The sequence below is a fragment of the Amycolatopsis sp. NPDC051128 genome, from assembly GCF_040682715.1.
Classification (GTDB): Bacteria; Actinomycetota; Actinomycetes; order Mycobacteriales; family Pseudonocardiaceae; genus Amycolatopsis.
Genome location: NZ_JBFBBN010000001.1, coordinates 410441 through 431819 on the forward strand (window position 1 = coordinate 410441; position 21379 = coordinate 431819).

General features: G+C 72.8%; 23 protein-coding genes. 9 read left to right on the top strand and 14 right to left on the bottom strand.

Annotation, left to right across the window (positions count from 1 at the left end):
- The first annotated feature begins 44 nt into the window (after positions 1 to 44).
- The gene (locus AB0M82_RS01890) at positions 45 to 632 is read left to right on the top strand and encodes a TetR/AcrR family transcriptional regulator (RefSeq protein WP_364716615.1); all 588 of its coding nucleotides are present in this window, start codon (positions 45 to 47) and stop codon (positions 630 to 632) included.
- Here the strand turns inward: AB0M82_RS01890 and AB0M82_RS01895 are convergent.
- Complete coding sequence (locus tag AB0M82_RS01895; protein WP_364716618.1) at positions 629 to 1729, bottom strand: Gfo/Idh/MocA family oxidoreductase; 1101 nt, start codon at positions 1727 to 1729, stop codon at positions 629 to 631. The two genes, AB0M82_RS01890 and AB0M82_RS01895, sit on opposite strands and share 4 nt — an antisense overlap.
- Positions 1726 to 2460, bottom strand: coding sequence for a TIM barrel protein (locus AB0M82_RS01900; RefSeq protein ID WP_364716621.1), 735 nt, complete (start codon positions 2458 to 2460; stop codon positions 1726 to 1728). The genes AB0M82_RS01895 and AB0M82_RS01900 overlap by 4 nt, the downstream gene beginning before the upstream one ends.
- A gap of 208 nt (positions 2461 to 2668) precedes the next feature.
- Here AB0M82_RS01900 and AB0M82_RS01905 point away from each other — a divergent pair, with 208 nt between their 5' ends.
- Entirely contained in the window at positions 2669 to 2860 is a 192-nt protein-coding gene (locus AB0M82_RS01905; RefSeq protein ID WP_364716624.1) for a hypothetical protein, read from the top strand.
- Between the two features lie 75 nt (positions 2861 to 2935).
- The gene (locus AB0M82_RS01910) at positions 2936 to 3790 is read left to right on the top strand and encodes an SAM-dependent methyltransferase (protein ID WP_364716626.1); all 855 of its coding nucleotides are present in this window, start codon (positions 2936 to 2938) and stop codon (positions 3788 to 3790) included.
- Between the two features lie 4 nt (positions 3791 to 3794).
- Here the strand turns inward: AB0M82_RS01910 and AB0M82_RS01915 are convergent, their stop codons facing one another.
- From AB0M82_RS01915 to AB0M82_RS01925, 3 genes are read right to left on the bottom strand one after another with little or no spacing between them, the layout of a single operon-like run.
- A complete protein-coding gene (locus AB0M82_RS01915) occupies positions 3795 to 4772 on the bottom strand; it encodes a transporter (protein ID WP_364716628.1) in 978 nt (325 codons plus the stop codon).
- The gene (locus AB0M82_RS01920; RefSeq protein ID WP_364716630.1) at positions 4769 to 5662 is read right to left on the bottom strand and encodes an ABC transporter ATP-binding protein; all 894 of its coding nucleotides are present in this window, start codon (positions 5660 to 5662) and stop codon (positions 4769 to 4771) included. The genes AB0M82_RS01915 and AB0M82_RS01920 overlap by 4 nt, the downstream gene beginning before the upstream one ends.
- 10 nt (positions 5663 to 5672) lie before the next feature.
- Positions 5673 to 6068, bottom strand: a complete 396-nt coding sequence (locus tag AB0M82_RS01925; RefSeq protein ID WP_364716633.1) for a GntR family transcriptional regulator — start codon at positions 6066 to 6068, stop codon at positions 5673 to 5675.
- 122 nt (positions 6069 to 6190) lie between these two features.
- Here AB0M82_RS01925 and AB0M82_RS01930 point away from each other — a divergent pair, with 122 nt between their 5' ends.
- From AB0M82_RS01930 to AB0M82_RS01940, 3 genes are all read left to right on the top strand, one after another.
- Positions 6191 to 6964, top strand: a complete 774-nt coding sequence (locus AB0M82_RS01930) for a cyclase family protein (RefSeq protein WP_364716635.1) — start codon at positions 6191 to 6193, stop codon at positions 6962 to 6964.
- Positions 6961 to 8589, top strand: coding sequence for a thiamine pyrophosphate-binding protein (locus tag AB0M82_RS01935; protein WP_364716638.1), 1629 nt, complete (start codon positions 6961 to 6963; stop codon positions 8587 to 8589). The genes AB0M82_RS01930 and AB0M82_RS01935 overlap by 4 nt, the downstream gene beginning before the upstream one ends.
- Before the next feature lie 112 nt (positions 8590 to 8701).
- A complete protein-coding gene (locus AB0M82_RS01940) occupies positions 8702 to 9700 on the top strand; it encodes a hypothetical protein (RefSeq protein ID WP_364716641.1) in 999 nt (332 codons plus the stop codon).
- Between the two features lie 263 nt (positions 9701 to 9963).
- Here the strand turns inward: AB0M82_RS01940 and AB0M82_RS01945 are convergent, their stop codons facing one another.
- Together AB0M82_RS01945 and AB0M82_RS01950 are read right to left on the bottom strand one after the other, a co-directional pair.
- Positions 9964 to 10491 (bottom strand): GNAT family N-acetyltransferase, encoded by a 528-nt coding sequence (locus AB0M82_RS01945; RefSeq protein ID WP_364716643.1) that lies wholly within the window; start codon positions 10489 to 10491, stop codon positions 9964 to 9966.
- A 1-nt stretch (position 10492) separates the two neighbouring features.
- Positions 10493 to 10939: an Lrp/AsnC family transcriptional regulator gene (locus AB0M82_RS01950; RefSeq protein ID WP_364716646.1), complete on the bottom strand. Its 447-nt coding sequence runs from the start codon at positions 10937 to 10939 to the stop codon at positions 10493 to 10495.
- Between the two features lie 172 nt (positions 10940 to 11111).
- On the opposite strand from AB0M82_RS01950, the gene AB0M82_RS01955 reads away from it, so the two are divergent.
- Positions 11112 to 14519: an indolepyruvate ferredoxin oxidoreductase family protein gene (locus AB0M82_RS01955; RefSeq protein WP_364716649.1), complete on the top strand. Its 3408-nt coding sequence runs from the start codon at positions 11112 to 11114 to the stop codon at positions 14517 to 14519.
- Here the strand turns inward: AB0M82_RS01955 and AB0M82_RS01960 are convergent.
- From AB0M82_RS01960 to AB0M82_RS01970, 3 genes are all read right to left on the bottom strand, one after another.
- The gene (locus tag AB0M82_RS01960) at positions 14500 to 15126 is read right to left on the bottom strand and encodes a response regulator (protein WP_364716651.1); all 627 of its coding nucleotides are present in this window, start codon (positions 15124 to 15126) and stop codon (positions 14500 to 14502) included. The genes AB0M82_RS01955 and AB0M82_RS01960 overlap by 20 nt on opposite strands.
- A 119-nt stretch (positions 15127 to 15245) precedes the next feature.
- The gene (locus AB0M82_RS01965) at positions 15246 to 15749 is read right to left on the bottom strand and encodes an ATP-binding protein (RefSeq protein ID WP_364716654.1); all 504 of its coding nucleotides are present in this window, start codon (positions 15747 to 15749) and stop codon (positions 15246 to 15248) included.
- Between the two features lie 239 nt (positions 15750 to 15988).
- A complete protein-coding gene (locus AB0M82_RS01970; RefSeq protein ID WP_364716657.1) occupies positions 15989 to 16630 on the bottom strand; it encodes an NAD(P)H-dependent oxidoreductase in 642 nt (213 codons plus the stop codon).
- Between the two features lie 82 nt (positions 16631 to 16712).
- On the opposite strand from AB0M82_RS01970, the gene AB0M82_RS01975 reads away from it, so the two are divergent.
- The gene (locus AB0M82_RS01975) at positions 16713 to 17192 is read left to right on the top strand and encodes a MarR family winged helix-turn-helix transcriptional regulator (RefSeq protein WP_364716659.1); all 480 of its coding nucleotides are present in this window, start codon (positions 16713 to 16715) and stop codon (positions 17190 to 17192) included.
- 6 nt (positions 17193 to 17198) lie between these two features.
- Here the strand turns inward: AB0M82_RS01975 and AB0M82_RS01980 are convergent, their stop codons facing one another.
- The 4 genes from AB0M82_RS01980 to AB0M82_RS01995 are packed head-to-tail and all read right to left on the bottom strand — an operon-like array spanning position 17199 to position 20274.
- Positions 17199 to 17807 carry a precorrin-3B C(17)-methyltransferase gene (locus AB0M82_RS01980; RefSeq protein ID WP_364716661.1) on the bottom strand — a complete coding sequence of 203 codons (609 nt, stop codon included), beginning with the start codon at positions 17805 to 17807 and terminating at the stop codon, positions 17199 to 17201.
- A gap of 37 nt (positions 17808 to 17844) precedes the next feature.
- Positions 17845 to 18447: a CPBP family intramembrane glutamic endopeptidase gene (locus AB0M82_RS01985; protein WP_364716663.1), complete on the bottom strand. Its 603-nt coding sequence runs from the start codon at positions 18445 to 18447 to the stop codon at positions 17845 to 17847.
- Positions 18444 to 19340, bottom strand: coding sequence for an NAD(P)H-binding protein (locus AB0M82_RS01990; RefSeq protein ID WP_364716666.1), 897 nt, complete (start codon positions 19338 to 19340; stop codon positions 18444 to 18446). Before AB0M82_RS01990 ends, AB0M82_RS01985 begins: the two co-directional genes overlap by 4 nt.
- Positions 19341 to 19350: 10 nt before the next feature.
- Entirely contained in the window at positions 19351 to 20274 is a 924-nt protein-coding gene (locus AB0M82_RS01995) for a DMT family transporter (protein ID WP_364716669.1), read from the bottom strand.
- A 73-nt stretch (positions 20275 to 20347) separates the two neighbouring features.
- On the opposite strand from AB0M82_RS01995, the gene AB0M82_RS02000 reads away from it, so the two are divergent.
- Positions 20348 to 21271, top strand: a complete 924-nt coding sequence (locus AB0M82_RS02000; protein ID WP_364716672.1) for a LysR substrate-binding domain-containing protein — start codon at positions 20348 to 20350, stop codon at positions 21269 to 21271.
- Positions 21272 to 21379 lie beyond the last annotated feature (108 nt).

The window sequence follows — 21379 nt, forward strand, 5'->3', positions numbered from 1 at the left end:
CGGCATGATGGTGCCGTGCACGCCGCCGAGACCACCGCGACCCCGTGACCGGGGGCTACCTGAAGGGCCGGATCCGCCGCGAGGACATCATCACGGCGGCGGGCGCGGCGTACGGCGAACTCGGCTACCACGGCTCGTCCCTGCGCGAGATCGCCAAGCGCGTCGGGATCTCGCACGCCGGTCTCCTCTACTACTTCCCCACCAAGGAAGCCCTCCTCGCCGCCGTGCTCGAACGGCGCGACGCCGAGGACTCCGAGCGCGAGCAGCTCACCGTGCCGCCCGGGCTCGACGTCCTGCGCCACTTCGTAGCGCTGGCCGAGCACAACGTCCGCCACCCGGGCATCGTCGACCTCTACTCCCGGCTCGCCGCCGAAGCGGTCGCCCCGGACCACCCGGCGCACGACTACTTCGTCCGCCACTACCGGGCCGCCCGCGACGGCGTGCACGAGTCGTTCGCGGTACTGGCCGCCCACGGCGAGCTGCGCGACGGCGTCGATCCCGGGATGGCGGCGCTGACGTTCATCGCGCTGATGGACGGCCTGCAGGTGCAGTGGCTGACCGCGCCCGACGACGTCGACCTGATCGGTTCGCTGCGCTTCTATCTGCAGAACCTGCTCACCGTCCCGCTCTAAAGGGTCTTCGCGTACGGGTTCCAGCCCGGCGGCAGCGCGGGCGGGACGTCGACGGTGCTGCCCACTTCCACGGACTGCCCGCGGGTCATGGACTCGTCGATCGCCAGCATCGCGTCGAGCACGTGGTAGGCCAGCTCGCCGGACGCGCGTTCCGGCACGCCGGCCCGGATCGCCCGTGCCAGTTCCAGGGTGCCGGTGCCCCGCGAAGCCGCGTGTCCTCGTGCCGGCAGCTCTTCCGGTTCGTCGTGGCCGAGCAGGTGCAGCCGGGTCGGCTCGTCGAACCGGTTGGGGTCCGGCAGGACGGCGGTGCCGAGCGTGCCGGTCAGCTCGACCAGCCCGGCCCGCTTGAGCGCCGAGTCGAAGCTCAGCACGAGCTGGGCGGAACCGCCCTCGAACTCGACGAGCGCGGTGACCGTGGTCGGCACCGTCACCGGGAACTCCGTCCCCACCCTCGGCCCGGACCCGACGACCCGGGTGTCGCGCGCCCGCGCGCCGGCCCCGGTGACGCGCCGGACCGGGCCGAGCAGGTGCACCAGCGTCGTCAGGTAGTACGGGCCCATGTCGAGCAGCGGCCCGCCGCCGGCCTGGAAGTAGAACTCCGGCGCCGGGTGCCACAGGTCCGGCCCCGGCACCTGGAACAGGGCCAGCGCGGTCAGGGGACGGCCGATCCGGCCCGCGTCGACGGCCTGGCGCGCGGTCTGCGACGCGGCGCCGAGCACGGTGTCGGGCGCGCTCGCCACGCGGAGTCCCTTCTCCCGCGCGCGGTCCAGCAGCTTGCGGCCGGTCTGACGGTCGAGCGCGAGGGGCTTCTCCGCCCAGACGTGCTTGCCCGCCTCGAGGGCGGCGAGCCCGACGTCGACGTGCGCGGCCGGGAGCGTCAGGTTGACCACGATCTCGACCTCGCGGTCGGCGAGCAGTTCGGCCACCGTGCCCGAGTGCGGCACGCCGTGTTTCGCCGCCTGCGCCGCGGCACGCCCGGTGTCGAGGTCGGCGATCCGCAGCACGCGGACGTCCGGGAAGCTCGTCAGGTTCTCGAGGTAGGTGCCGCTGATGACGCCGGCGCCGATGATCCCGACGCCGACCGGGCCGCCGGTCACCGGCCGGCGCCGGTCAGGAAGGTGTGGCTGGCGGCGATGGCCTCGAAGAGGTTGCCGTCAAAGGCGTCGAACTCGACCACGCGCAGCGCGTCCGGCGCGGCGGCCAGCACCTCGGCGACCGGCACCCGGCCCTGCCCGGCGGGGACCTGGCCGGTGGCGTCGGTGGCGAGGCCGCCGTCCTTGACGTGGATGGCGCGGACCCGGTCGCCGAGCCGGCCCAGCAGCGCGGACGCGTCCTCGCCGCCCGCGGTCGCCCAGTAGGTGTCGACCTCCAGAGCCACGGCCGGGTCGAGCTGGTCGGCGAACACCTCGAACGCGCTGCGGCCGTCGATCCGGGATTCCAGCTCCCACCAGTGGTTGTGGTAGCCGACGCGCAGGCCGTGCTCGGCCGCGAGCTTGGCCGCGGCGTTGAGCGCGTCGGCCGTGGCCGCGATGCCGGCCGGGTCCTGCCACCGCTCGGGCGGGACGAACGGGTCGATCACCAGGCCGATGCCCAGTTCGGCGGCGGTGGCGAACGCGGCGTGCTGGTCGGCGCCGATCAGCGGGGCGTGCGCGGTCGGCGCGGTCAGGCCGTTCGCGGGCAGCCCGGCGCGCAGGGCTTCGGCGTTTTCGACGACGCCGTACGGCTCGACCTGGGTGAAGCCGATCGCGGCGAGCCGCCGCAGGGTGCCGTCGGGATCGGCCGCGAAGGCGTCGCGGACCGAGTACAGCTGCACGGAAAGCGGGCTCATTTCCCCAGCTCCTCGAGGTCACGGTGGCGGCGGCCCGCCACGATGACCAATTTCTACCACCCGGTCAAAATTGGCACCAGGATTTTCGCGGCCGGCCCCACCGGGCAGCGGCGTGCGGGCGCTCACGCCCGAGGTTGTTTTGGCGAGCGCCCGACGGGGCAGTAACGCAGGGAATGGGCAGCCAGGGCCGATCCGGGAGGTGCCGGCAGTGGACAGGGCAGGGGACGAAGTGGACACGGGGGCCTTGGGCCACCCCGCGTCCCGTCGCGACCTGACGGAACTGTCCGAGGCCGCGCGCGATCTCGACCGCCGGATCGAGCAGCACCTGGCGCGGCTGCGCTGGGAACGCGCCCAGGGCGTCGCCGACGTTCCCGACCAGCGGCTTCGTCCGAGCGGCTGACCTCGCTTCGCAGACCGGACGCGACCTACTACGCTGGGTGACCCACGTCACCCGCCGAAGTCCTGCGAGGTCGCCATGCCCGAGGCTCCGTCCACGTCGTCACCGAGCCGGAAACCGGTGGGGCTCGACCCCGACCGGCCGAGCATCGCGCGAATCTACGACGGGTTCCTCGGGGGCGACAACTTCTACGAGGTCGACCGCGTGGTGATGGCGAGAATCCGCCAGGCGGTCCCGGAAGCGGTGCACATCGCGCTCGGCAACCGCGGGTTCCACAACCGCGCGCTGCGGATGCTGGCGAACCAGACGAAGATCCGGCAGTTCGTCGACTGCGGGTCCGGGCTGCCGACCGCGGAGAACACGCACCAGATCGTCCAGCGCATCCACAAGGCCACCAGCGTCGTCTACATCGACAACGACCCGGTGGTCCTCGCGCACGGCCGCGCGCTGCTGGCCGAGAACGACTTCACGCACATGGTCGAGGCGGACATCTTCAGTCCGCAAGAGGTGCTGGGGAACGAAGAAGTGCTACGGCACATCGACTTCTCCGAACCGGTCGCCCTGCTGCAGGTCGGCACGATGCACCACTTCGAGGGCGACGGCGTCGCCGACATCATGCGTGAGTACGTCGACGCCCTGCCGTCGGGCTCCTACGTCGTGCTGTCGCACTTCTTCGACCCCGAGGTGCCGGAGCTGACCGAGATCGCCAAGCGCATCGAGCAGATCCTGGTCCGGGGCCCCCTCGGCGCCGGCCGGTTCCGCACGCGCGCGGAGATCGAAGCCATGATGGCGGGCCTCGAGTTGCTCCGGCCGGACGCGACGTCGGAACCGGGCCTGGCGATCTGCGACGAGTGGTGGCCGGACGGCCCCCGGCTCACCCCGCTCAGCGACGCGGCCAGGTGCGTGGCCGGGATCGTGGGCCGCAAGCCGTAGCGCGTCAGGCGATCGTGCGCACCCGGCGGATCGCGAAGTAGACCAGCGCGGCCGTCAGCAGCACGAAGACGCCGGTCTCGATGTACTGGAACGTCCAGAACCGGTCCCCCGGCTGGTACTTCAGCCAGTTGTACGCGCCCGGCCCCACCTGGCCGGGGCCGCTGCCGCAGCCGCCCGCCGGGCAGGTGCCGATCTGCGCGTCCGGCAGGACCATCTTCCCCGCCGCGTCGCGGACGCCCTGCTCCATCAGCCAGTCCCCCGACGCGAAGTTCGGTGTCTGCTTGTCCGACGGGAAGAACGACAGGGTCCGCGCCGGCAGGTACCGCGGCCGGGCGAAGACCTCGATCGCGACGCGGACCGCCGCGAAGCCCGCCATCGCGATCCCCATCGCGGGCAGCACCTTCCGCCAGTACGTTCCCGCGAAGACACCCAGCGCCAGCGCGAAGAGGGTGTACGCGATCGGCACGATTCCCTGGACGTCGAACGAAATGTACGTCAGCCGTCCGGTGCTCGCCGAGACCAGCGGCTGGAACCACCACGACACGCCCAGCGCGTACCCGACCGCCAGCACGGCGGTGATCGCGCCGATCAGGCCGAACTTCGCCAGCGCCCAGTGCAGCCGGCTCACGCCCTGCGTCCACACCAGCCGGTGGGTGCCCTGTTCGACCTCGCGGGCCACCAGCGGCGCGCCGAAGAACACGCCGACCAGCACCGGCAGGACCAAGAACAGGACGGCGACGAACGTCAGGCTGGTGAACTGCTGCTGGAACCCGTGGGCGAGGCTGTCGCACCGCGCCACCGCCTCGCTCTCGGTGATCAGCGACGCGCTGCCGAGCGCGGCCCGGCACGCGGCCAGGCCGAGGCTGTCGTACTTCGCGTGCATCGCCAGGCCCGTCGGCACCATGATCGCGCCGAGGACACCGAGGGCGACGAGGGTGAACAGCGCCTGCTTGCGGTGCTGGCGCCAGGTCAGCCAGATCATGCCGGCACCCCCCACGCCGCCGAGGTTTCGCGGGTGTCGGCGTCGGCCAGGTAGGCCAGCACCACGTCTTCCAGTGTCACTTCGTGCTCCGTCCACAGTGGATCGATCGGCCCGTCGCCGCGGCGGACGAGCAGTGTCGACTGGCGTTCGGTGTGGCTCGCGCGGACCACGTTCGCGACGCCCGAGATGGCCTCGCTCCCCGCCCGCGGGCCGACGAGCGTGCGGTGCGTGTCGAGGAGCTCGTCGACCGGGCCGGTCAGCTGGACGCGCGAGGTCTGCAGGACGACCAGGTAGTCGCAGCTGCGTTCGAGGTCGGCGAGCAGGTGCGAGGACAGCAGCACGGTGGTCTCGCTGTCGGCCACCGCGCCCATCAGCGTCTGCATGAACTCGCGCCGGGCCAGCGGGTCCAGGCTCGCGATGGGCTCGTCGAGCAGCAGCAGCCGCGGCCGCTTGGCCAGCGCCAGCGCCAGCGCGACCTGCGCCCGCTGCCCGCCGGAGAGCTTGCCCGCCGGTTTGTCCGGCGGGATGCCCAGCGTGGCGAGCCGTTCCCTGGCCAGCGCGGCGTCCCAGCGGCGGCGGTTCAGCTTGCCGCCCATGGTGATCAGCTCGGCCGCGGTGAAGTCGCGGTACACCGGGGTGTCCTGGGCGACGAACCCGATGTCGGCGAGCACCGCCGTGCCGGCGCGCGGGTCGCGGCCGAACACGCGCACCTCGCCCGCGTCGGGCCGCAGCAGCCCGACGGCCAGGTGGAGCAACGTCGTCTTGCCCGCGCCGTTCGGCCCCACCAGCGCGGCGATCCGCCCGGCAGGCACCTCCAGCGCGCAGTCCTGCAACGCCCAGGTGCGCCCGTACCGCTTGCCCAGCGCCCGGGCCTCCACCGCCAGTTCCATTTCGGACTCCCTACGACAGGTCGTGCGGCACCCGGGTGCCGCGGATCGTGGTCTCGATCAGGGCGGCGATGTCGTCGGCCGACATCCCCGCCGCTTCGGCGCGCTCCAGCCAGGCCACCAGTTCGTCGCGCAGCTGCGCCTGGTTGCCGAGCGAGGGCCCGGCCAGGCTGCCGGTGACGAACGTGCCCACCCCCGGTTTGCCTTCGGCCAGCCCTTCCAGCACCAGCTCGCGGTACGCCTTGAGCACGGTGTTCGGGTTGATCGCCAGCGCCTGGGCCACGTCCCGCACCTTCGGCAGCTGGTCGCCGTGCCGCAGCAGGCCGACCCGCAGTGCCTGCTTCACCTGCACGACGAGCTGCATGTACGTGGCGACCCGGGAGCGGCCGTCCAGGACGAACTCGATCACCCCTGCCCGCCCTCCTATTGTCCTACGACATTAAGACAACACCAGGAAACGCGCCGCTGTCAAGGCGGGGCCGGCGGGCATAGGGTTTCGATCGAGACGCACACCGGCACCGGGAGGCAGGCATGTCGTTGTTGGACGGGCTGAGCGAGGCGATCGCGGGCGGGGCGATCGAGATCGTCGATCTCACCGCTCCCCTGAGCTCGAACACACCGGTCCTCCAGCTGCCCGAGCCGTTCGCCAACACCATCCCGTTCCGGCTGGAGGAGATCAGCCGCTACGACGAGCGCGGCCCACGGTGGTACTGGAACGACATCCACACCGGCGAGCACACCGGCACCCACCTCGACGTCCCGGTGCACTGGGTGTCCGGAAAGGACGGTCACGACGTCTCGCAGGTGCCGCTGAAGACGCTCGTGGCGCCCGCGGTCGTGCTGGACTTCTCCGCGAAGGCGGCGGAGGACCCCGACTTCCTGCTCTCGGTCGACGACGTCCGCGCGTGGACGGCCGAGCACGGGCCGCTGCCCGACGGCGGCTGGCTGCTCTACCGCACCGGCTGGGACGCGCGCAGCGCCAGCCAGGCGGAGTTCCTCAACGCCGACGAGTCCGGCTCGCACACGCCGGGCGTCTCCGCCGAGTGCGCGCGGTGGCTCGCCGAGGAGGCGCCGATCACCGGGCTGGGCGTCGAAACCGTCGGCACCGACGCGGGGCAGGCGCCCGGGCTCGAGCCGATGTTCCCCTGCCACGAACTGCTGCTGGGCGCTGGGAAGCACGGCCTGACGCAGCTGCGGAACCTCGCCGCGCTGCCGCCGACCGGGACCCTGCTGGTGGTCTCGCCGCTCCCCATCGTCGGCGGCTCCGGCAGCCCCGCCCGGGTGCTGGCGCTGGTGGAACGGTGAACGTCGCCGAACTCGTCGGCCGGACACTGGCCGGCCTCGGCGCCGGCACGGCGTTCGGCGTGGTCGGCAGCGGCAACTTCGAGGTGACCAACGCGCTGCGCGCGGGCGGCGTCCGGTTCGTCGCCGCCCGCCACGAGGGCGGCGCGGCGAGCATGGCCGACGCCTACGCCCGGATCAGCGGCAAGGTCTCGGTGCTGTCACTGCACCAGGGCTGCGGGCTGACCAACGCCATGACCGGCATCACCGAGGCGGCCAAGAGCCGGACGCCGATGCTCGTGCTCACCGCCGACTCCGCGGGCGCGTCGGTGCTGTCGAACTTCCGCGTCGACCAGGACGGCCTGGCCGCCGCGGTCGGCGCGGTGCCGGAACGCGTGCACTCGGCCGCGAGCGCGGTCGCCGACACCGTGCGGGCGTTCCGGACCGCGCGCCAGCAGCGCCGGACGGTGGTGCTGAACCTGCCTCTCGACGTCCAGGCCCAGCCCGCGCCCGAACCGCCGGACTCGCTGCCGCCGATCCCCGGGCCGGCCCCGATGCGCCCCGACATCGGCGCGGCGGCCGACCTGGCGGACCTCCTGATCGCCGCCGAACGGCCGGTGTTCGTCGCCGGGCGTGGCGCCCGCGGGAGCCGGGAACCGTTGCGGGAGCTGGCTTCACGCAGCGGCGCACTCCTGGCGACGTCGGCCGTCGCCCACGGGCTCTTCCACGACGAGGAGTTCGCGCTGGGCATTTCGGGCGGGTTCGCCTCGCCGACGGCCGCCGAGCTGATCGTCGGCGCCGACCTCGTCGTCGGGTGGGGCTGCGCGCTGAACATGTGGACCACCCGCCACGGGAAGCTGCTCAGTCCCCACACGAAGCTGGTCCAGGTCGACCTGGAGCAGGGCGCGCTCGGGGCGCACCGGCCGATCGACCTCGGCGTCGTCGGCGACGTCGGCTGCACCGCCGAAGACGTCCTGAGCGAACTCGGTGATCACGAAGCGGTGGGTTACCGGACCGGAGACGTCGCCGCCCGGATCGCGGCCGGGCGCTGGAACGACGTCGAGCACGAGGACCTCTCGCGCGATGGCCGGATCGATCCGCGGACGCTCACCAAGCTCCTCGACGAGCTGCTGCCCGCGGAGCGGATCGTCTCGATCGACTCCGGCAACTTCATGGGTTACCCGAGCGCCTACCTCTCGGTGCCCGACGAACAGGGTTTCTGCTTCACCCAGGCGTTCCAGAGCATCGGGCTGGGCCTGGGCACCGCGATCGGCGCGGCGCTCGCCCGCCCGGACCGGCTGCCGGTGCTCGGCACCGGCGACGGCGGGTTCCACATGGCACTGTCCGAACTGGACACCGCGGTCCGGCTGGGGCTGCCGCTGGTGGTGATCGTCTACAACGACGCCGCGTACGGCGCGGAGATCCACCACTTCGGTGACGCCGACCTGACGACGGTCCGCTTCCCCGATTCCGACCTCGCCGCCATCGGCCGCGGCTTCGGCTGCGACGGCGTCACGGTGCGGTCGGCCGAGGACCTCCGCGCGGTGCGCGAATGGCTGGCACGACCGCGCACCGCGCCCCTGGTGATCGACGCGAAGATCGCCGACGACGGCGGTTCGTGGTGGCTGGCGGAGGCGTTCCGGCACTGATCCGGCACTGACCGAGCACCGGCCCGGCCTTGACAGCGGCCCGGGTTGGCTGGATTCTGGCCGAGTTGTCCTACAGTCGTAGGACAGTGGGGAAATTACTTCCGGAGCCTTCATGCGCCTCTTTCGTACCGTCCTGGCCGTGCTCGCGGCCGCGACGCTGGTGGCCGCGCCGGCCGACGCGGGCCAGTCCCGGCCGCCTTCCGATCCCGCGGGCGCCCTGCTCGCCGCGTTCGACAACCACGCGATCGTCGCGAAGTCCAGTCCGGACGTCGGGACGTTCGTGTTCGACCTGATCCGCGACCCGCGCTTCCCCGGCCGGGTGAACGACATCGTCGTCGAGTGCGGGAACTCGCGCCTCCAGCCGCTGCTGGACGCCTACATCGCCGGCGGTGACGTTCCCGACGTCAAGCGTGTCTGGCGCGAGACGACCCAGCCGAGCTGCGGGTTTTCGACTCACGACGAAAAGCTCTTCGCCCTGGTGCGGCAGGTGAACAAGACACTGCCCGCGGAGCGGAAGATCCGGGTGCTGGCCGGCGATCCGCCGGTCGACTGGAGCCGGGTCCACACCCCGGCGGACTTCCGGCCCTTCGAGGATCGTGACCCGACGATCGCGTCCGTGGTGAAGACCGAGGTGCTGCGGAAGCACCGCAAGGCGTTGATGCTGTTCGGCCTGGGCCACCTGCAGCACGACGGCGGCAGCGCGGCGGTCGCGCGGCTGGAGCGTGAGTACCCGGGCGTGGCGTACGTCGTCGCGGACCACTTCGGGTTCACTTCGGACAACACCCGGCTCGAACAGCGGCTGGGATCGTGGCCCGCTTTGGTGCCGCTGAAGGGTTCCTGGCTGAGCACGCTCGACACGACGTACTTCCCGACGAACCGCGACTACCCGCCGGGCACCAAGGGCTATCCGGGCGTGGACGCGTACCTCTACGAAGCTCCGGCCGACCTCCTGCTGCGCGAGCCGCTGTCGGCCAGGGCGATGCTGGACGCGGACTACCTGACCGAACTGCGGCGCCGGGCGACCGCACTGGACGCGCCGCCGGACTCGATCGAGTGGCCGGAGGTGCTCTTCGAGCGGGAGCGCACGTCCGGGATCCTGCTGCGCGGCTAACCCACGCGGTGTGACACCCAGACGTTGGGCTCGACGTAGACCGCGAAGCCCTGCGCCAGGGAAACGAACACCGGAGCGAGCGCGCCGGCCTCGATCCGGCCGCCGGCCCGCACGTGGGTGCGCAGCCAGCGGTCGGCGGGTTCCCGTAACTCGCGTGATCAGAGCCGTAACTCGCGTGATCAGAGCCGTAACTCGCGTGATCAGAGCCGTAACTCGCGTGATCAGAGCCGTACCGCCTCGAATCACGCGAGTTACGGGCTCAATCACGCGAGATCCGGCTCCGCGGGGAGGCCGTCCGCCCGCGTCTCGGCGGCGTAGCCGCGCATCGGCGTCGCCGGGACCGCGGCCTTGTCCGGCGGGCGGACGGGGATCACGAGCGCCCCCAGCCCGGCGGCCGCGACCGCCGCGCGCATCGCTTCCAGCACCGCGCGGGAGTGGCCGCGCGCCTGGTGATCCGGGTGCACGGCGATTTCCAGGGCGCACGCGGTGTCGGGAGTGACGCCGTCGAGGGCGTCTTCCGCGGCCCACCCGGCCACCTCGTCCCAGCCGCGCGCGGGGAACGGCTCGCGGCCTTCGCTCCGGTAAGCGACCATCACTCCTCGCGCGACCGGCTGCCCGTCTTCGAGCAGCGCGACCACGAGGTGCGGCCAGCGGCGCACGACCCGGCGTCCGCGCACCAGCCGGCTCGCGAGGCTGCCGGCCATGAACTCCGGGGAGCCCGGCGGGTACGGAATGGCGTAGGTGGCCTCGGCGAGGTCCGGCCGCCGCGCCAGCGTCACGGCCTCGGGCACGCTAGTTCCCCCGGGCCCAGGATTCCAGCGCGATCAACGTCTTCGTGCCCGTCACCTGGTGGTGCCGGCGGATCTCGTCGATCGTCTTCTGCAGGTGGGCCATGTCCCGGACCCGCAGCCACACCAGCGCGTCCGGGTCGCCCGCGATCGTGAACACCGCCTGGGCCTCCGGCATCCGCGTGGTCGTGCGCAGGATCTCGGCGACCTTCGTGTTGCCGACGAACCGCAGCTCGGTGAACGCCTCGATCCCCCAGCCCAGCTTCGCGTGGTCGACCTGGACCGTGAAGCCGGTGATCACCCCGGTCTCCCGCATCCGGTCGATGCGGCGCTTGACCGCGGCCGTCGACAGCGTGACCCGGCCCGCGATGTCGGACAGCGTCCGGCGGGCGTCCTCGCGCAGCAGGCCGAGGATTTCGTGGTCGGTGGCGTCGAGGAGCTCTTCGGTCATGCGCGCGAGGGTAACCGCACGCAAAAAACGGCACCACCGGAGGCGATGCCGTGTCGAATTTTGCGTGTAAGCCCGGAATCCCGCAGGCGGTTGTTGCGTCGCTGTGGTACGCATCGCACTGTGCCCCGAAGAGCTGTGCCCGGGAGCACATCGAGGCGAAAGGAGCCCCGCCGTGCAGACGTTCACGCTGGAGGACCGCTATCTGCGGGAGGCGGGAACCGTGCACCTGACCGGGTTGCAGGCCCTGGTCCGGCTGCTGTTCGACCGCGTCCGCCACGACCGCGCCGGTGGCGGCGACCCGGCCGTTTTCGTCTCCGGCTACGAGGGCTCGCCGCTGGCCGGCTACGACCTCGAACTCGGCCGCCGCGCGAAGCTGCTGGAGAAGCACGACGTCGTGCACCGCCCCGGCCTCAACGAGGAGCTCGCCGCGACCTCGGTGATGGGCAGCCAGCTCGTCGCGGGCGCCGGTGGCCGGCGGGGCGTCACCGGCTTCTGGTACGGCAAGGCACCCGGCCTGGACCGGGCCTCCGACGCCCTTCGCCACGCCAACCTCGCCGGCACCGACCCGCGCGGCGGCGCGGTCGCGCTGGTCGGCGACGACCCCAACGCGAAGTCCTCGACCGTTCCGTGCGCGTCCGAACTCGCCCTCGCCGACCTGGCGATCCCGATCCTCTACCCGGCCGACCCGCAGGACGTCCTCGACCTCGGGATGCACGCCGTCGAGCTGTCGCGGGCCAGCGGGCTGTGGTCGTCGCTGAAGATCGTCACCAACGTCGCCGACGCGTCCGGCACCGCCACGGTGAGTCCGCAGTGGACGGCACCGGCGATCGAGCGGGCCTACCGCCACACGCCGACGTCACGACTGCTCGGCACGAGCCTCGCCGAGCTGGAACGCAGCCTCTTCACCGTCCGGCTGCCGCTGGTCCTGGAGTACCTGCGCGCGAGCGGGGTCAACCGGATCACCGCGCGCGGCCCGGCCGACCGGATCGGCATCGTCTCGGCCGGCAAGTCCTATTTGGACCTCCAGCAGGCGCTGCACGCGCTCGGGCTCGACGCGGAATCCTTGTCCCGGCACGGTATCCGCGTCCTCAAGCTCGGCGCGATCCACCCGCTGGAACCGTCGATCGTCCGCGAGTTCGCCGACGGCCTCGACGAGATCGTCGTCGTCGAGGAGAAGCGGTCGTTCGTCGAAACGGCTCTCAAGGAAGTCCTTTATGGCGTCGCCGGCGCGCCCGCCGTCACCGGCAAGAAGGACCGCGACGGCCGGACGCTGTTCACCGAGCTCGGCGAGCTGGACCCGGACGGCATCGCCACCGGGCTGGCCCGCCGGCTGCCCGAGGGCATCCCGTCGGTCGAAGCCTGGCGCGGACGCCGCCGTCGCGAACGCGTTCCGGTGCCACTGCTCGCCCGGACGCCGTACTTCTGCTCGGGCTGCCCGCACAACTCGTCGACGAAAGTTCCGGAAGGCACGCTGGTGGGCGGCGGCATCGGCTGCCACACCATGGCCCTGTTCATGGAACCCGACCAGGTCGGCACGGTGCTCGGCGTGACGCAGATGGGCGGCGAGGGCACCCAGTGGATCGGCATGGCGCCGTTCGTCGAGGCCGGGCACTTCGTCCAGAACATCGGCGACGGCACGTTCACCCACTCCGGCAGCCTCGCCGTGCGCGCGGCGGTCGCCGCCGGCGTGAACATCACCTACAAGCTGCTCTACAACTCCGCCGTGGCGATGACCGGCGGGCAGGACGCGGTCGGCGGGCTGCCCGTGGAGAAGGTCGCCGAGCTGTTGCTCGTCGAGGGCGCGAAGCGGGTCGTGATCACCAGCGACGCGCCCGCGAAGCTGCGGCGCCGGAAGCTGCCCGCCGGCGTCGCGGTCCGCGATCGCACCGAACTCCTGCGCACGCAGGAAGAACTGGCGGCCGTCAAGGGCGTCACCGTGCTGATCCACGAGCAGGAGTGCGCGGCCGAGAAGCGCCGGAAGCGCCGCCGTGGCAAGCAGGCCGCGCCCGCGACGCGCGTCGTGATCAACGAGCGCGTCTGCGAAGGCTGCGGCGACTGCGGCACCAAGTCGAACTGCCTGTCCGTGCAGCCGGTGGCGACCGAGTTCGGCCGCAAGACCGCGATCCACCAGTCGTCGTGCAACGTCGACTACTCCTGCCTGGCCGGGGACTGCCCGTCGTTCGTCACCGTCGTGCCGACCGGCCGCAAGCGGCGCCGGCGGCTCGGCGAGCTGGCCGCCGACGCGGTCCCCGCTCCCCGCTGGGAGACGTCGAAGGACTTCACCGTGCGGATCACCGGGATCGGCGGCACCGGCGTCGTCACCGTGACGCAGATCCTCGCCACCGCCGCGGTGCTCGACGGACGGCACGTCCGCACGCTCGACCAGACCGGGCTCGCCCAGAAGGGCGGAGCGGTGGTGTCCGACCTGAAGGTGACGGCGGAGCCGGTCGAGCAGGCCCCGAAGCTCGCCGCAGGCGAGTGCGACCTCTACCTGGCCTGCGACGCGCTCGTCGGCGCCGACGCGGTGAACCTCGGCGTGACCGATCCGGCGCGCACGACCGCCGTCGTCTCCACGACCGAGGTCCCGACCGGCCGGATGGTGGTCGACACGACGGTGTCCTTCCCGGACCCCGGCAGCGTCCTCGCGCCCATCGACACCGCCGCGGCGCGCACGGTTTCGCTGGACGCGCGGGGCCTGGCCGAGACACTGTTCGACGACGACCAGTTCGCCAACGTGCTGCAGCTCGGTGCCGCGCACCAGACCGGCGCGATCCCGTTGCCCGCTTCGGTGATCGAGCGCGCGATCGAGCTGAACGGCACCGCGGTCGCCGCGAACCTCCAGGCGTTCCGCCGCGGCCGTCAGCTGGTGGCCGACCCGGACGCGCTGTCGGCGTCCTCGGCGCCCGCGCCCGCCACGGCCGCGAGGCCCGCCGCCCCGGCCGTGCGGGCTCTGGTGCACGCGGAGCCCGGCTCCGAACTGGCGCGGCTGCTCGACATCCGGATCCCCGACCTGGTCGCCTACCAGGACGAGGCCTACGCCCGCGCGTACGCCGGGTTCGTCGAGCAGGTGCGGGTGCTGGAGGACGGGCCGACGGAGGTCACCGAGGCCGTCGCGAAGCACCTGTACAAGCTGATGGCCTACAAGGACGAATACGAGGTCGCCCGGCTTTCACTCGACCCGGCGTTCACGGCGGGCCTCGAGGACCAGTTCGGCGCGGGCACGCGGTACGCCTACCGGCTGCACCCGCCGGTGCTGCGGGCGCTCGGGATGCGGCGCAAGATCAGCCTCGGCCCGTGGATCCGGCCGGTCTTCCGGCTGCTGCACGCGCTGCGCCGGGTGCGCGGCACCCGCTTCGACCCGTTCGGCCGCGCCGAAGTGCGGCGGGTCGAGCGGGCGCTCGTCGAGGACTACCGCGGCACGATCCTGCGTGCCTTCCGGGCTTCGGAGGTCGACCGGGACCGGGTGCTGGCCCTGGCCGAACTGCCCGACCTCGTCCGCGGCTACGAAGACGTCAAGCTCGCCAACGTGGCCCGGTACCGGGAAAAGCAGGCCGAGCTGCTCACGCTCGTAAGTAACTGAGCATCGCCTGGGCTTCGTCGGGGACGCGCAGCTTCGCGCTGACGTCCCCGGCGTGCTGCCGCGCGGCGTCGGTGCCGATGCCGAGCAGCCGCCCGATCGTCGGGACCGAGTGGCCCTCGGCGAGCAGCGCCACGACCTCGCGTTCGCGCTCGGTGAGCGTGGCGACCGGGTCGCCGGGCCGGGGCCGGGCCAGCTGGACCGCCACGACGTCCCGGTCCAGGACGGTGCCGCCCGCCGCCACGCGCCGCAGGGCGTCCAGGAACTCGGCGGGCCTCCCGACGCGCTCCTTGAGCAGGTAGCCCGCCCCGCCGCCGCCGGCGGCCAGGAGGTCGCCCGCGTAGCCGTCTTCGATGAAGGCGGACAGCGCGAGGATCGCCAGCCCCGGCACACGGCGCCGGGCTTCGAGGGCCGCGCGAAGGCCTTCGTCGGTGAACGTCGGCGGCATCCGGACATCGACGACGGCCAGGTCCGGCACGTCCGCTCCGATGGCCGTCAGCAGGTCGCCGGGGTGGTCGACGGCGGCGACGACGTGGAAGCCCTCACTGCGCAGGAGCAGCACCAGCCCTTCCCGGAGCAGGGCGTCTTCCTCGGCGATCACGATCCGCACGACGGCTGCCTCCTCACCTCGATGGCACGGCGAACGGCGCTCCCCCTGCCTCGATGTACGGATGCGAGAGCCGAACCGTTCAGGTGCCGCACGCGGCGTTGTGGCGGACGCCCGCCACGTCAGCTGTCGGACCAGCCGCTCAGCCGGGTCAGCAGGCGCTCCAGCACCTGCGGGTCCGCGGCCACCGGCTCGCCGGAGACCGGCTCGTCGACCAGGGTCCGGCGGTCCTGCCGCCGCGGCAGGCGCACCTGCCGCGCGTTCATCCCGCCCGGCAGCGGCAGCTCGCACCAGGTCGTGCGGGCCCCGCCGGGCCCGGGGATGACGCCGACGCGTTCGCCGGGCCCGGCCGTCGGCTCCGGCAGCCCGGGCACGTCGTCGTCGACCTCGACCGCCAGCACGTCGGCGCGCAGCCGCAGCCGCAGCGTGACGAACGCGGGCGCCCGGGGGTCGCCGGCGTCGATCACGGTCCCGACCAGCCGTTTCGCGGTCGAGGTCACCTGCTCCAGCATCGGGAGCAGGGACCAGTCGCTGAGAATCAGACGGACGAAAAGTTCCGTGACCGGCAGCGCGCTGGGCTGCGCGACCAGCCGGATATCGTCCATCTGGGAGGTGTGCGCGCTCAACCCTGACCTTCCTCGCCCAGGCCGACTGTCCCCGGCCTCCGGCGGCACGGTACCGGCCGTGCCCGCGTCGCTACCGCCGGGGCCTGGCTGAGTCCTGACGGCGCCGGGCCGAAGCGCCCCAATGTGGCATTGGGTGCGTCCAACGCACCCAATGTGGCGTTCGGTGCGTCCAACGCACCCAACGCCACATTCGGTGCATCCAACGCACCCAACGCCACATTGGGGCGCTAGGGCACCGGTCAGACCCGCGCCGGCAGCCACAGTTCGTCGATGGCGCGTTCCGCCGCCGCGAGGCTCTCGTCGGCCAGCGGGATGAGGTCCGCCATCGCCGGGTTGACGTGCGCCAGCGTCAGCTCCGCCGTGATGAACCGCGGCTCCAGCCCGGTCAGCGAGACGCCGTGGGGCAGCCACCGCTCGGCGTGGTCCCAGCCCTCGCGGGGCGTGCCTTCGCCGTAGCCGCCGCCCCGGCTGGCCAGCACGACGAAGTCGCGGCCGCCGAGCAGGCCCGCCCTCGTCTCGGCGTCGATCGACAGGCCCGGCGCGATCAGGTGGTCCACCCAGGTCTTGACGCTGCTCGGCGCGCCGAAGTTGTACAGCGGCAGGCCCAGCAGCACCGTGTCGGCCGCTCGGACCTCGCCGACGACCTCCTGGGTCCGCGCCCACGACGCCGCCTGCTCGGGCGTGTGCTGCTCCGGCGGCACCATCCGGGCGTTGCCGGCTGCCGTGTCGAGGTGCGGCAGCGGGTTCGCGCCCAGGTCGCGGTAGGTCACCGTGCCGTCCGGGTGCGCGGCCCGCCACGCGGCCGCGGCCCGTGCGCTGAGCCGGCGGCTCACCGAGCGGTCGCCCTGGATGCTCGAGTCGATGTGCAGGAGATGCGCCATGTCGTTAACCATCCGTAGATCGTTTGTGTAAGACAAACCATTAATAGCACACCGACCATCGACGCGCCCATATACTGGGCCGATGACCTCGCTGCCGGTCGTCAACCAGCCGCCCCACCGGTGCGGCGCGTTGCTCGACCACGTCGGACGCCGGCTCCGGCTGCGCAGTGAGTCGGTGCTGGCCCCGCTCGGGCTGCGGCCGCGTCACCTGATCGCGCTCACGGTCCTGCGCGACCAGGGCGGCAGCTCGCAGCAGCACCTGGCGAAGACCCTGGAGATGGACGGCACGAACGTCGTCGGGCTGCTCAACGACCTCGAGGCGGAGAAGCTGATCGAGCGGCGCCGCTCCCCCGTCGACCGCCGCCGCCACGTCGTCGAGCTCACCGACGTCGGCGCGAAGCTGCTCGCCAAAGCCGAATTCGCCCTGGCCGCGGTCGAGGACGAGGTGTTCCGCGCGCTCAGCGACGACCAGCGCGAGACGCTCTACACGCTCCTGCAGCAGGTGACGAGCAGGACGGGCACGGAAGCCTGCATGGAAGGCGTGGCGAGCGAGCCCTGCTGACCCGGCTCAGCCGCCGGCGATGTCGCGCGCCAGCTGCCGCGCCTCGTCCTGGGTGTACCGCCCGGTGATCTGCGTTTCGCCACCGGTGATGGCGGACTGGACGGTGGGCGCCGTCAGCACCCGGCTCTTCAGCACCATCGCGACCTGCTTGCCGACGTTCTGCCCGGTCCACTCGGCCCACTTCCGGGACCCCTCCGGGGTGAACGTGACCACCACGACGAAACTCCCGGACTGCGGGTCGCCCTGCACGGCCACGCGGCTGACGTCCGCGCCGCTGAGGAACCCCGGGCCGAGGACGTACTTCGTGCCCTGCGCGCGGTCGCAGCTGACCAGCGGCAACGCCGGATCGTCGTGGCCGTCCAGCGGGTCCGGCTTGCCCGCCGCGCAGTCGAGCGCCTGCGCGGCGGCCTGCTGCGTGGCGGGATCGGTGCTCTGCCGCTCGGCCGCCGGGCCGCCCGACAGCCCCGGCGGCAGCTCGGTCAGGACCGGCCGGAACCGCAGCAGCGTGCCGTCCTTGACGTCGAACCCGGCGGGTACGGCGTGGCCGTCCACCTCAGGCTGACATCCGGCGACAGTGGCGAGCACGGCGACGGCCGCGAGGAGGAGTTTCCGCACCGCGCCCATTCTGGCGTGCGGGCCGGGAAAGAACCAGCTACGGCTCCGGAATTCTCCGGACCGGAGGCGGGAAGAGCCGAGGCAGAAAGGCGAGCACCAGCGCCGACCACACGACATGCGTCAGCAGCGGCGCCCGCACCCCGCCGGACCGGCCCCGCTGCACGGCGAACAGCGTCCCCATCGCCGCCGATGCCAGCACCAGCGCGGGATTCCGCGTCGCCGTCGTCGAGAGCACGTACAGCGCCGTGGACCCACGCGCGCCGAAGACGTCGTAGAGCGCGCCACGGAAGAAGACCTCCTCCGCGGCGCCCGTGACGAGCGTCGTCGCCACCACCGACGGCTTCGAACCGCTGTGGGCGTGCTCGAGGACGCCCTCGATCGCCCGGCGCAACGGCGGGATGCGGCGGGCGACCAATGCGCAGCCGTAGAACACACCGAACGCACCGGCCCCGGCCAGCACCGGCCGCCCGACGTCCCGGCGGCCGCGGGGCACCGGTCCGGCCGCACGCGCCCCGGCGAACCAGGTCGCGGCGACCGACGCCGTGAGGACGTGGAACCGGCGTGCCCCGGGACGGCCGGCCAGCGACGCCCCGAGCAGCCCGGAGCCGGCCGCGGTCACGGCGGCGAGGAACGCCTTCACCTCGCCCGCCGGCTCTTCGCCCGCTCGCCCAGCGCCTGCAGCACGGCTTCGTCGTAACCCATCGGCTCGAACTCGACGATCCGGCGGATCGCGTCGTCGCGGACGACGACCTCGTTGGTCATCGAGTCGATCAGCGTCCGTCCGGTCGTGACGTCGATGTCGGTGACCAGCGAAAGCCAGTAGGAGGACAGCCGCGGGGAAAGCAGCGGCACCGGCACGATCAGCAGCGGCCTGCCCTTGATCGCCGCGACCCGCCGCAGCATGTCCCGGTAGGCCAGCACCTCGGGACCGCCGATGTCGAACGTCCGGCCCGCGGCCTCCGGGTGACCGAGCACGCCGACCAGGTAGCGGACGACGTCGGCGACCGCGATCGGCTGGGTGCGGGTGCCGACCCAGCGCGGGGTGACCATCGCCGGCAGGTGCTCCACCAGCTGACGCGTCAGCTCCCAGGACGTCCCGCCGTGCCCGACGACGATTCCCGCGCGCAGGACCGTGACCGGCACGCCGGTCTCCCCCAGCAGCCGCTCGACCTCGCGCCGGCTGGCCAGGTGCGCCGACAGCGCGTCATCGTCGTTCCCCAGACCACCGAGGTAGACGATCTGGCGCAGGCCGGCGTCCGCCGCGGCACGGGCGAACGCGCACGCCGCGGCGGCGTCGCGGCGCGCGAAGTCCACACTGTCGAGTGAATGAACCAGGTAGTACGCGGCATCGGCACCCTTGAACGCGTCACCCAGGGAACCGACGTCGGCTACGTCGCCGTGGACGGCTTTCCCGGCGCCACGGTACTTCGCGGGGCGGCGGGTCATCGCGAGCACCTCGTGCCCGGCGTCCTCGAGCGCCGGGCACAACCGGGCGCCGACGAACCCCGAAGCCCCGGCCACCAGCACCCGCATGTCCGCGACGTTAGCCGGGGCTTCGCCGGGCCGCAGCACGTCCGGTCCCGGCGAAGCAGACCGCGGCGACGACGCCCGCGCAGCCGATCAGCTGAAGCACGCCGGGCGACTCCCCGAGCAACCCGATGCCCAGCACCACCGCACCGACCGGTTGCAGCAGCATGAGTGTCGCCCCGGCGGTGGCGGACATCCGCGGCAGCGCCGCGGAGATGAGCAGCCAGCCGGCCAGCTGGCCGACGACGGCGAGCGCGACCAGCCAGCCGAACGCGGGCAGGCCCGGCGCCAGGTCGAGCGTGCCGGTCGGCAGGCCCAGCGCGACGGCCACGGCGCCGGCGGAGACCGTCGCCAGCACCAGCGAGCGCAGCTGCGTTCCCACGCCGCCGCTGAGCCGGATCAGGAACAGGTAGCCGGCGTACCCGGCCCCGGCGAGCAGCGCCGCGACGGCGCCGGTGACCGGGTCCGGGCCGAACGAGCCGGTGCCGGCGAACCCGCCCGCGAGCACCACCCCGCCGAGCAGCACGGGCGCGGCGACGAGGAACCGCTTCGACGGCCGTTCCGCCAGGAACGCGAACGCCAGCAGCGGCACGATGATCACCTGCACGGCGAGGAGCACCGTCGCGACGCCGGCGCCGACCCGCGGGATCGCCTCGCCCCAGAGCACGAAGTCCAGGCCGAGCCCGGCGCCGGCCAGCAGCGGGAAGACCGCGTGGCGCCGCGGCACCGGGCCCGCCGTCCGCCGTTCCCGCGCGGCGAGCACGAGCAGAACCGGCAGCGCCAGCAGGCAGCGCCAGAACGCGCTCGTGCTGCCGCTGGTGTGCGAGACCTTGATGAAGACCGACGACAGCGAGATGCAGAAGCTGCCGAGCGCGGCGAGCAGGCGCGGGTCGAAGCGCTGGGTGAACGTGGCGGCGGGGCGCGGCGCGGTCGTGGTCACGCCTCCAGCGTGCGGGCCACGACTATCCAGGACAAGCGATTGTTTCTGCGCGGAATTCGGTAGCATCTCTACCGTGTTCGGACTCGAGCGGATGCGCGCGCTGCACGCCGTCGCGACCCAGGGCTCGGTCGCCGCGGCGGCCGCGTCCCTGCACGTCACGCCGTCCGGGGTGTCGCAGCAGCTGGCGAAACTGGAGCGGGAGGCCGGCCAGCCGCTGCTGGAGCCGCGCGGCCGCGGCGTCCGGCTGACGAAGGCGGGCCTGGTGCTGGCCGGGCACGCCGAGCGGATCCTCGCGCAGGTCGCGGCGGCGAAGGCGGACCTGGAACTGCTGCGCGAGGACGTCATCGGCCCACTGCGGGTCGGCGCGATCCCGACCACGGTGCACGCGCTGCTGCCGCCCACGCTGGCCACGCTCGCCGCGCGGCACCCTCGGCTGGCGGTGACGCTGCACGAAGGCGAGGCGGAGCAGACCATGCCGCGGGTGCTGGCCGGCGACCTCGACGTCGCGGTGCTGGAGAGCTGGGCGGACCGTCCGACGGTGATCCCGCCGTCGACGACGCGGATCGCGCTGTTCTCCGACGTCGCGGACCTGGCCCTGCCCGCCGGGCACCGGCTGGCCCACCGCAAGGCGGTCGATCTGTCCGAAGTGGACGATCTGCCGTGGATCGGCTGGAGCGCCGGGTCCGGCTGTCACGAGTGGCTCGTGCAGGTGCTGCGGAAGCAGCGGCTGGAGCCGCGGATCAGCTGCACGGTCGGCGGCTACCCGACCCAGCTGGCCCTGGTGGCGGGCAACGTCGGCGCGGCGCTCGTGCCCCGCCTGGCCCGGGAGCGCCTGCCCGAGGGGGTCCGCATCCTGACCACCCGCCCGCCACTGACCCGGACGATCTACGCGATCTGCCGGGCGGGCGAGGAGGATCACGGCGCGGTGCGCGCCTGCCTGGACGCGCTCCGGACGGCGTCCGCGCGGTTCGAGGTCACGGCGCGGCCGGTCGGCTGAGCCGCGCCACCCGGACGTCGCGAACGTACTCGCCCACAGCCGTGAATGGCTCATTGAGGGACTCGGGGTGGCGGGAAGGGTGGCGTGGGTGGGTCGGTTGTGCGCGGG

What these genes read in the sequence shown, in the direction of transcription:
- AB0M82_RS01900 (WP_364716621.1), bottom strand. Translation starts at nt 2,460, where the DNA reads ATGAGCCCGCTTTCCGTGCAGCTGTACTCGGTCCGCGACGCCTTCGCG.
- AB0M82_RS01910 (WP_364716626.1), top strand. Translation starts at nt 2,936, where the DNA reads ATGCCCGAGGCTCCGTCCACGTCGTCACCGAGCCGGAAACCGGTGGGG.
- AB0M82_RS01915 (WP_364716628.1), bottom strand. Translation starts at nt 4,772, where the DNA reads ATGATCTGGCTGACCTGGCGCCAGCACCGCAAGCAGGCGCTGTTCACC.
- AB0M82_RS01920 (WP_364716630.1), bottom strand. Translation starts at nt 5,662, where the DNA reads ATGGAACTGGCGGTGGAGGCCCGGGCGCTGGGCAAGCGGTACGGGCGC.
- AB0M82_RS01930 (WP_364716635.1), top strand. Translation starts at nt 6,191, where the DNA reads ATGTCGTTGTTGGACGGGCTGAGCGAGGCGATCGCGGGCGGGGCGATC.
- AB0M82_RS01940 (WP_364716641.1), top strand. Translation starts at nt 8,702, where the DNA reads ATGCGCCTCTTTCGTACCGTCCTGGCCGTGCTCGCGGCCGCGACGCTG.
- AB0M82_RS01950 (WP_364716646.1), bottom strand. Translation starts at nt 10,939, where the DNA reads ATGACCGAAGAGCTCCTCGACGCCACCGACCACGAAATCCTCGGCCTG.
- AB0M82_RS01970 (WP_364716657.1), bottom strand. Translation starts at nt 16,630, where the DNA reads ATGGCGCATCTCCTGCACATCGACTCGAGCATCCAGGGCGACCGCTCG.
- AB0M82_RS01975 (WP_364716659.1), top strand. Translation starts at nt 16,713, where the DNA reads ATGACCTCGCTGCCGGTCGTCAACCAGCCGCCCCACCGGTGCGGCGCG.
- AB0M82_RS01990 (WP_364716666.1), bottom strand. Translation starts at nt 19,340, where the DNA reads ATGCGGGTGCTGGTGGCCGGGGCTTCGGGGTTCGTCGGCGCCCGGTTG.